This window comes from Frigidibacter oleivorans, from assembly GCF_003993775.1.
GTDB lineage: Bacteria > Pseudomonadota > Alphaproteobacteria > Rhodobacterales > Rhodobacteraceae > Frigidibacter > Frigidibacter oleivorans.
Window position 1 is genome coordinate 64,657 of sequence record NZ_RJRZ01000019.1, and the last position, 7,720, is coordinate 72,376.

General features: G+C 70.6%; 5 protein-coding genes and 1 pseudogene. 4 read left to right on the top strand and 2 right to left on the bottom strand.

Annotated features, from left to right (window positions below; genetic code table 11):
- Nucleotides 1-6: 6 nt before the first annotated feature.
- From EEY80_RS17660 to EEY80_RS17675, 4 genes are all read left to right on the top strand, one after another.
- Complete coding sequence (locus EEY80_RS17660) at nt 7-3,099, top strand: helicase-related protein (protein WP_126978806.1); 3,093 nt, start codon at nt 7-9, stop codon at nt 3,097-3,099.
- Nucleotides 3,096-3,422 (top strand): RNA-binding S4 domain-containing protein, encoded by a 327-nt coding sequence (locus tag EEY80_RS17665; protein WP_126978808.1) that lies wholly within the window; start codon nt 3,096-3,098, stop codon nt 3,420-3,422. Before EEY80_RS17660 ends, EEY80_RS17665 begins: the two co-directional genes overlap by 4 nt.
- Before the next feature lie 159 nt (nt 3,423-3,581).
- Nucleotides 3,582-3,920, top strand: coding sequence for a ferredoxin FdxA (gene fdxA, locus EEY80_RS17670; protein ID WP_126978810.1), 339 nt, complete (start codon nt 3,582-3,584; stop codon nt 3,918-3,920).
- A gap of 310 nt (nt 3,921-4,230) precedes the next feature.
- Entirely contained in the window at nt 4,231-4,740 is a 510-nt protein-coding gene (locus EEY80_RS17675; RefSeq protein ID WP_126978812.1) for a CarD family transcriptional regulator, read from the top strand.
- 67 nt (nt 4,741-4,807) lie between these two features.
- Here EEY80_RS17675 and EEY80_RS17680 read toward each other — a convergent pair whose 3' ends face one another.
- Together EEY80_RS17680 and EEY80_RS20195 are read right to left on the bottom strand one after the other, a co-directional pair.
- Nucleotides 4,808-6,646: a monovalent cation:proton antiporter-2 (CPA2) family protein gene (locus tag EEY80_RS17680; RefSeq protein WP_126978814.1), complete on the bottom strand. Its 1,839-nt coding sequence runs from the start codon at nt 6,644-6,646 to the stop codon at nt 4,808-4,810.
- 18 nt (nt 6,647-6,664) lie between these two features.
- Nucleotides 6,665-7,720, bottom strand: a pseudogene (locus tag EEY80_RS20195) (translation initiation factor 2); the annotation flags it as partial.

Here is a 7,720-nt window from a genome sequence, read left to right on the forward strand (position 1 = left end):
AGGATCATGGCGAGCGAGGCGAGGATCACTGCGGTCCTCGGGCCGACGAATACCGGCAAGACCCATTTTGCCATCGAACGGATGCTGGCGCATCGCAGCGGGGTGATCGGCCTGCCGCTGCGCCTGCTGGCGCGCGAGGTCTATGACCGGATCGTCGCGAAGCGCGGCCCCTCGGTGGTGGCGCTGGTGACGGGCGAGGAACGGATCGTGCCGGACCGGACCCAGTACTGGGTCTGCACCGTCGAGGCGATGCCTGAAGGCATCGGCGCCGAGTTCCTCGCCATCGACGAGATCCAGCTTTGCGCCGATCCCGAACGCGGCCATGTCTTCACCGACCGGCTGCTGCGGGCGCGGGGCATGTCCGAGACGATGTTCCTGGGCAGCCACACCATGCGCGGGGCCATCGCGGCGCTGGTGCCGCGGGTGCAGTTCGTGGGGCGCGAGCGATTCTCGACGCTCAGCTACACCGGTTCGAAAAAGATCAGCCGGATGCCGCCGCGCAGCGCCATCGTGGGCTTTTCGGTAGATAATGTCTATGCCATCGCCGAGCTGATCCGTCGCCAGAAGGGCGGCTGCGCGGTGGTGATGGGCGCGCTCAGCCCCCGTACGCGCAACGCGCAGGTGGCGATGTATCAGGAGGGCGAGGTGGACTATCTCGTCGCCACCGACGCCATCGGCATGGGCCTGAACCTCGATATCGGGCATGTGGCCTTTTCCGCCACGGCCAAGTTCGACGGGCGGCGGATGCGGGCGCTGTTTCCGCATGAACTGGGTCAGATCGCCGGGCGGGCCGGGCGCCACACGCAGGAGGGCACCTTCGGCGTCACCGGCGAGGCCAGCCCCTTCAGCCCCGATCTGGTCGAGGCGTTGGAAAACCACCGCTTCGCCCCGATCCGCAAGCTGAGCTGGCGCAATGCCGCGCTGGACTTCGGCACGCCCGAGCGGCTGATCGCCTCGCTCGAGGCGCCGACAGGGGACGAATGGCTGATGCGCGCGCGGGAATCCGACGACGTGCTGGCGCTGAAAAGCCTCGTCGAGGCGGGCGAGGTGCGCGGCCGGGTCGCTGGCCCGCAGGATGTGAAGCTGTTGTGGGATATCTGCCGCATCCCGGATTTTCGCGGGATTTCGGCGGCGGAACATGCGACCCTGCTGACACGAATCTTCGGATTCCTTCATGACGGCGGCCATGTGCCGGACGCATGGCTGGAGACGCAGATCCGCCGCATCGACCGGACCGATGGCGATATCGACGCGCTGTCCAAGCGGCTGGCCTTCATCCGCACCTGGACCTACATCGCGCAGCGCCGCGGTTGGGTGGCGGACGAAAGCCATTGGCGCGACGCCACGCGCGCGGTAGAAGACCGCCTGTCGGATGCGCTGCATGGCGCGCTGACCCAGCGTTTCGTGGACCGGCGAACGAGCATGCTGCTTCGCCGGCTCAAGCAGAAGGAGAGCCTTGTGGCTGCGGTGAACGACAAGGGCGAAGTGACGGTCGAGGGCGAATTCGTCGGCCGTCTGGAAGGCTTCCGCTTTCGCCAGGACGGCACCGCCTCGCCCGACGAGGCGAAGACGCTGCGTCAGGCCGCCTACGAATCGCTGAAGCCGGAATTCAGCCTGCGGGCCGACCGGTTCTACAACGCGCCGGATACCGAGCTCGACTTCACGGAACAGGGCGGCCTGATGTGGGGCAGCTCGGCCGTGGGCAAGCTGGTGAAGGGACCCGAGGCGCTGAAGCCCGGGGTCGAGGCCTTCGTGGACGAAGAGGCGGGCGCCGACGTGGCCGAGAAGGTCAAGCGCCGCCTGCAGCATTTCATCGACCGCAAGGTGGCGACGCTCTACGATCCGCTGCTGGCGATGAGCCGGGACGAAACGCTGACCGGCCTGGCGCGCGGATTCGCCTTCCGTCTGGTCGAACATCTGGGCGTGCTGCCGCGCGAGGGCGTGGCCGCCGAGGTGAAGGAGCTGGATCAGGAAGCCCGCGGCGCGCTGCGCAAGCATGGCGTGCGCTTCGGCCAGTACACGATCTTCCAGCAGGCGCTGCTGAAACCCGCGCCCACCCGGCTGCGGCTGGTGCTGTGGGGCCTGGCGCATGACCTGCAGGAATTCCCCGAAAGCCCGCCGCCCGGCCTGGTGACGATCCCCAACGTGGCGGAGGTGCCGAAGGGCTTCTACACGCTGTCCGGCTATCACCCCGCCGGCGCCCGCGCCATCCGCATCGACATGCTGGAACGGCTGGCCGACATCCTGCGCCAGAAGGACAGCCGCGGCGGGTTCGAGGCCACGCCCGACATGCTGTCGATCACCGGCATGACGCTGGAACAGTTCGCGGACCTGATGGGCGGGCTCGGCTATCGCGCCGAAAAGGGCGAACGCGACAAGGCCCGTCCGGCGCCGGCCCCCGCGCCGGCAGAGGCGGCAGCCGTTGCCGAGGCGGCGCCGGAGGCCGGGGCTGTCGAGGGCGAAGCTGCAGGGCCGGAGACGGTGCAGAACCCCATCCCGGAAGGCGTGTCGGCCCTGTCGCCCGCGACCGAGGCCGGGGCGGCTGCGCCGGATGCGGCTTCCGAGGCGGTCGCACCTGAGGCCGCTGCATCTGAAGCGGTCGCACCCGAAGCCGTCGCCGAGACCGAAGTGTTCTACACCTTCACCTGGGCCCCCCGCGCGCGGGGCAATCGCGGCGAAGGTCGCGGGCCGCGCCGCGATGGCGCCCAGCAGATGCCGCGCCGCGATGGCCGCTCGTCCCAGCAGGCCCCGCGCGACACGGGCACCGCACCGGCGGGCGAGGCGGGCGCAGCGGCCGATGGCGCCGCAGCGCGCGACGGTGGCCGGCGGCAGGATGGCGGCCGGTCCGAAGGCGGGCGTGACCGCGCGCGTCAGGAGCGCCAGGGCGGCGGCGGGCAGGGCAACCGCGAGGGCAAGCGGCCCGACCGCGCCGACCGGGGTGGCGACCGGCCCGACCGTCAGGAGCGCGGCGGCAAGTTCGACAAGAAGCGCCGCGAGGAGGAACGGCCCCGCAGCTATGAGGCGCGGCCGCCCAAGGAACAGCAGATCGACCCGGACAACCCGTTCGCCGTGCTCGCGGCGCTGCGCGACCGGAAGTGACGGCGCGGGGCGCGGCTCGGCCCGGCCCCGCCGCGCCCGGCAAGGGGCTGCGGCTGGACAAGTGGCTGTTCTTCGCCCGCTTCGCCAAGTCGCGGTCCATTGCCGTCGAACTGATCGAGCAGGGGGCCGTGCGGCTGAACGGCACGCGGGTGTCGCGCGCATCGCAGACCGTGGATGCGGGCGACACGCTGACGCTTGCGCAGGGCGGACGGGTCCGGGTGATCCGGGTGCTGGCCTGCGGCACCCGTCGGGGACCGGCGACCGAGGCCGCGCTGCTGTGGCGCGATCTGGAGGCCGATCCGGCCGAGGGCGCAGGGATCTAACTGCCGGAACGGGCGTGTTGCGGGATCGTGGCAGGCACGAACGCGGTTCCGCCTCGACATGCCGCAGGACGCCAGCGATCTTTCCTGCAGGCCCGCGCTTGAACCCTGCCGCGGCGGGGGATAACTGTCCCGCACGAAGCCAGGTTCCGAAAGCCCGCCATGACCTACGTCGTCACCGACAACTGCATCGCCTGCAAATACACCGACTGCGTCGAAGTCTGTCCGGTGGACTGCTTCTACGAAGGCGTGAACACGCTGGTGATCCATCCCGACGAGTGCATCGATTGCGGGGTCTGCGAACCGGAATGCCCGGCCGACGCGATCCGCCCCGATACCGAGCCGGACATGGACAAGTGGGTGGAGTTCAACCGCAAGTATGCCGAGGTCTGGCCCGTGATTACGCAAAAGCGCGACCCCCTGCCCGAGGCGGCAGAGCGCGACGGCGAGGCCGGCAAGCTCGACAAGTACTTCGTGGCCGAGCCGGGGCAGGGCGACTGAGTCGGCCCCCGATTCGTACCCGCCGCGCCGGCTGAGTCGCGGCGGCGTGATCGCCCCCCTGCAGGGCCTTGAGAATCCTCGGACTCCGGCGGTGCGGGCGGGTCTGCGGCATGTTCGCCCTCTGCCTTGGAAACGGGCGCATTTTCTGCTATATTTCTTTCACAATAACTGGATGCCCGATGCCACCGGCGGAGCTGCTCGCCCGCAAGGTGGCTTTCTCAGCGCCAAGCGAAACTGCGTCTCGGGGCAACCTGCTCCGGCGGGGATTTCGTCGCTCTGGGGTCCGGGGCCCGTGCGAGGAAGCGACTGAATGACCAAGACCAAGAAAACGGAATTTCGCCCGAACGACTTCGTGGTCTATCCGGCGCACGGCGTCGGCCGGATCCTGTCGATCGAGGAGCAGGAGATCGCCGGCCTGAAGCTGGAGCTGTTCGTCATCTCGTTCGAGAAGGACAAGATGACCCTCCGCGTGCCCACGCACAAGGCGACCGAGATCGGCATGCGCCAGCTGTCGACGCCCGACGTGGTGGTCAAGGCGCTGGAAACGCTGAAGGGCAAGGCCAAGGTCAAGCGCGCCATGTGGTCGCGCCGGGCGCAGGAATACGAACAGAAGATCAATTCCGGCGACCTGATGGCGATTGCCGAGGTCGTGCGCGACCTGCACCGCACCGATGACCAGCGCGAGCAGAGCTATTCCGAGCGTCAGCTGTACGAGGCGGCGCTGGAACGGCTGACCCGCGAGGTTGCGGCCGTGTCCGGCGTGGACGAGGCCGGCGCCGCCAAGCAGGTGGATGACGTGCTGCTGTCGCGCGCCGCCTGACATCCGCCGATACTGCTTCCGGGGGCCGCCGCCATGCGCTGCGGCCCTTTTCCGTTGTGCGCGGGGCTCAGCCCGCCTCGCGCCGCGCCTGCTGGTCGAAATGTTCGGTCAGCGCCGCCTCCAGTTCGCGGTTCAGTTCCTGGCTGCGGGCGATGTAGTCGGGATTGTCCTCGACCGGCACGCCCGGCTTCCAGACCTCGGCCAGTTCGCGCACCGCCATCCGGTCGAGCCTGAAGAAGATCCGTTCGGCCTCGGCGGCCTCGTAATCGGTCAGGCCCGAATTCTCCAGCACGTAGCGGGCCGCGCGCAGCGAGGAATCGAACACCTCGCGCACGATGTCGTTCGCCCCCGCCTTGTAGAGCGCGAAGACATGGATGCGGTCGCGGGCGCGGGCGATGATGTGCAGGTCGGGGCGGATGCGCCGGGCATAGGTCACCAGCCGCGTCGTCGCCTCGGGATCGTCGAGGCAGACGACGAGGATCCGCGCCCGGTCGATCCCCGCCGCCTTCAGCAGTTCCGGGCGGGTCGGATCGCCGAAATAGCCCTTGTAGCCGAACCGGCGCATCAGCCGGATCGTGGCGAGGTCATGGTCCAGCATCGTGGTGCGCAGGCCCGACATGGTGACCATCCGGTTGACCACCTGGCCGAAGCGTCCGATCCCCGCGATGATGATTGGCTGCGCCTCGTCGATCTCGTCATCCTGGGTGGCGGCGGGCCGGATGCGCCGCGCCAGCCGTTCGTAGAGGATGAAGAAGAGCGGCGTCAGCAGCATCGACAGCGCGATCACCGTCAGCAGCAGGGCCGCGGTTTCCGGTGGCAGCACCCGCTGGGCCAGCGCGAAGGAGACGAGGACGAAGCCGAACTCGCCGGTCTGGGCGAGCGCGAGCGGGAACAGCCAGCGGTCGCGGCCCGACAGGTGAAAGGCCCGGGCAAGGCCCCACAGCACAAGGAACTTCACCGCCATCAAGGCAAGGGTCAGGCCGACAAGCTGCAGCGGCGCGCTGGCGATCAGCGCGGTGTCGAGCCCCGCGCCCACGGTGATGAAGAACAGCCCCAGCAGCAGGCCCTTGAACGGGGCGATGTCGGATTCGAGTTCATGCCGGAATTCGGAATTGGCCAGCACCACCCCCGCAAGAAAAGTGCCGAGCGCCGGGGACAGCCCCACCAGCAGCATCAGCGCCGCGATCCCCAGCACGATGGCCAAGGCCAGCGCGGTGTTCATCTCGCGCAGGCGGGCAGCCTGCACCCAGTGAAAGGCCGGCCGGACGAGGTAGTGGCCCGCCGCGACGACGGCGCCCACCGCGCCCAGCGTCACCAGCGTCAGGCCCCAGCCGGGCAGATGGTCCAGCATCGCCGAAGCCTCGCCCTCGGCCCCGGCGGCCGCCTGCGCCCCGGGCAGCGCCAGAAGCGGCATCAGCGCCAGCATCGGGATCACCGCGATGTCCTGCGTCAGCAGCACCGCAAAGATCGACCGGCCGCCCGGCGTTTGCATCAGCCGCTTTTCCTCGAGCGTCTGCAGCACGATGGCGGTGGAGGATACGGACAGGATGGTGCCGCAGGCCAGCGCCAGCCGCCAGTCGGCCCCGAAGGCCACCAGTCCGCCCGCGATCAGCCCCAGCGTGATCAGGATCTGCATCAGCCCGAGCCCGAGGATGCGGTCGCGCATCGCCCACAGCGCCCGGGGTTCCAGTTCCAGCCCGATCAGGAACAGCATCATCACGACGCCCAGTTCCGCGACATGCTGCAGGTCGTGCAGGTCGGACCCGGCCAGCCCCAGCAGCGGGCCGATGATCACCCCGGCCAGCAGGTAGCCCAGCACCGAGCCGAGCCCGAGACGCATCGCCACCGGCACCGCCAGCAGCATCGCGACGAGGAAGGCGGTCGCTTGGAAAAGAGCCTGTTCCATGATCCGGGTCGGCCCTCGTCAGCTTTCCCGGATCATCTGCAGCGTCACGTTGCGGCCGCCCTTCTGGTAAACCAGTTGCGATTCGCTGATCGCCACGACCCGCCCGCCATCTAGCCGGTCGCCCACCTCGACCCGCAGCATCTTGCCGCTGCTCAGCCGCACCAGCGCGCGGCGGCTGGACGAGGCGCCGTAGATCCCGATCAGGTTGATCTCGCGCAGCGACAGGGCGTTGCTGATCGTGGCCTGCCGCGCCACCGAGGCGCTGGTCGGGATGTCCGGCGCGGCCGAGGTCGGTTCCGGCTCGTCGATCTCTTCCGGGGCAGGCTCGGGCGGCGGGGCGGCCGCGGCCTGCCGGGTCGGCGCGGCGGGCAGGACGGCCGGGCGGGCAGGGGCCGCGGGCGCCACCGCCGGTGCAGCGGCCGGTGCCGGGACGGCGGCCGCCAGCGCCAGCGCCTCGGCCACGCCGGAGGAAAAGTCGCGCGGCCGCAGCAGCGGCTTGCGCGAGGTCGCCACGGCGAGGGTCGAAGCGGCGGCGAATTCCGCTGCCAGCGCCTCTTCCGCCGCGATCCGCGCCTCTTCGGCGCTGCGCGCCGCCGCCGCCGCCTCGAGCGCCACGGCCGAGGCCACGCGCGGCCGGAAGCCCGCCAGCGCGGGATCGGAGATGAGGGGGGCCACCTCCGGCGCGGGGGCGAGCGCCGCGCCATCGCCCGGCACCGCCAGATCGGCCGGTCGCGCCGCGGGCCGGAAACCCTGCAGCGCCGGATCGGCCGCCGGGGCGGTGTCCTCGGGGGCCGGCTCGGCAGCGGTCGCGGGAAGCGGGGCCTCGGCCGCCTGTTCCGCCACCGCGCCCGGCCGGGCCGGCGGGACGACGGGCGGCGGGCCGGCGACGACCAGCGCCCCTTCGGGCGTCAGCGCGCCGTCGGGCGTGGCGACGATCAGCCCGTCGGGGCCGAAGTCGAAGGTCGTGCCGAAGGGCAGCGGCGGCTGCGGGGCCGGCGGCGGCGCGTCGGTGGCGCGGTCGGGGGCGGGGGCAAGCGCCGCCACCTCGCGGTCGGCCAGCGCCGGATCGGCGGC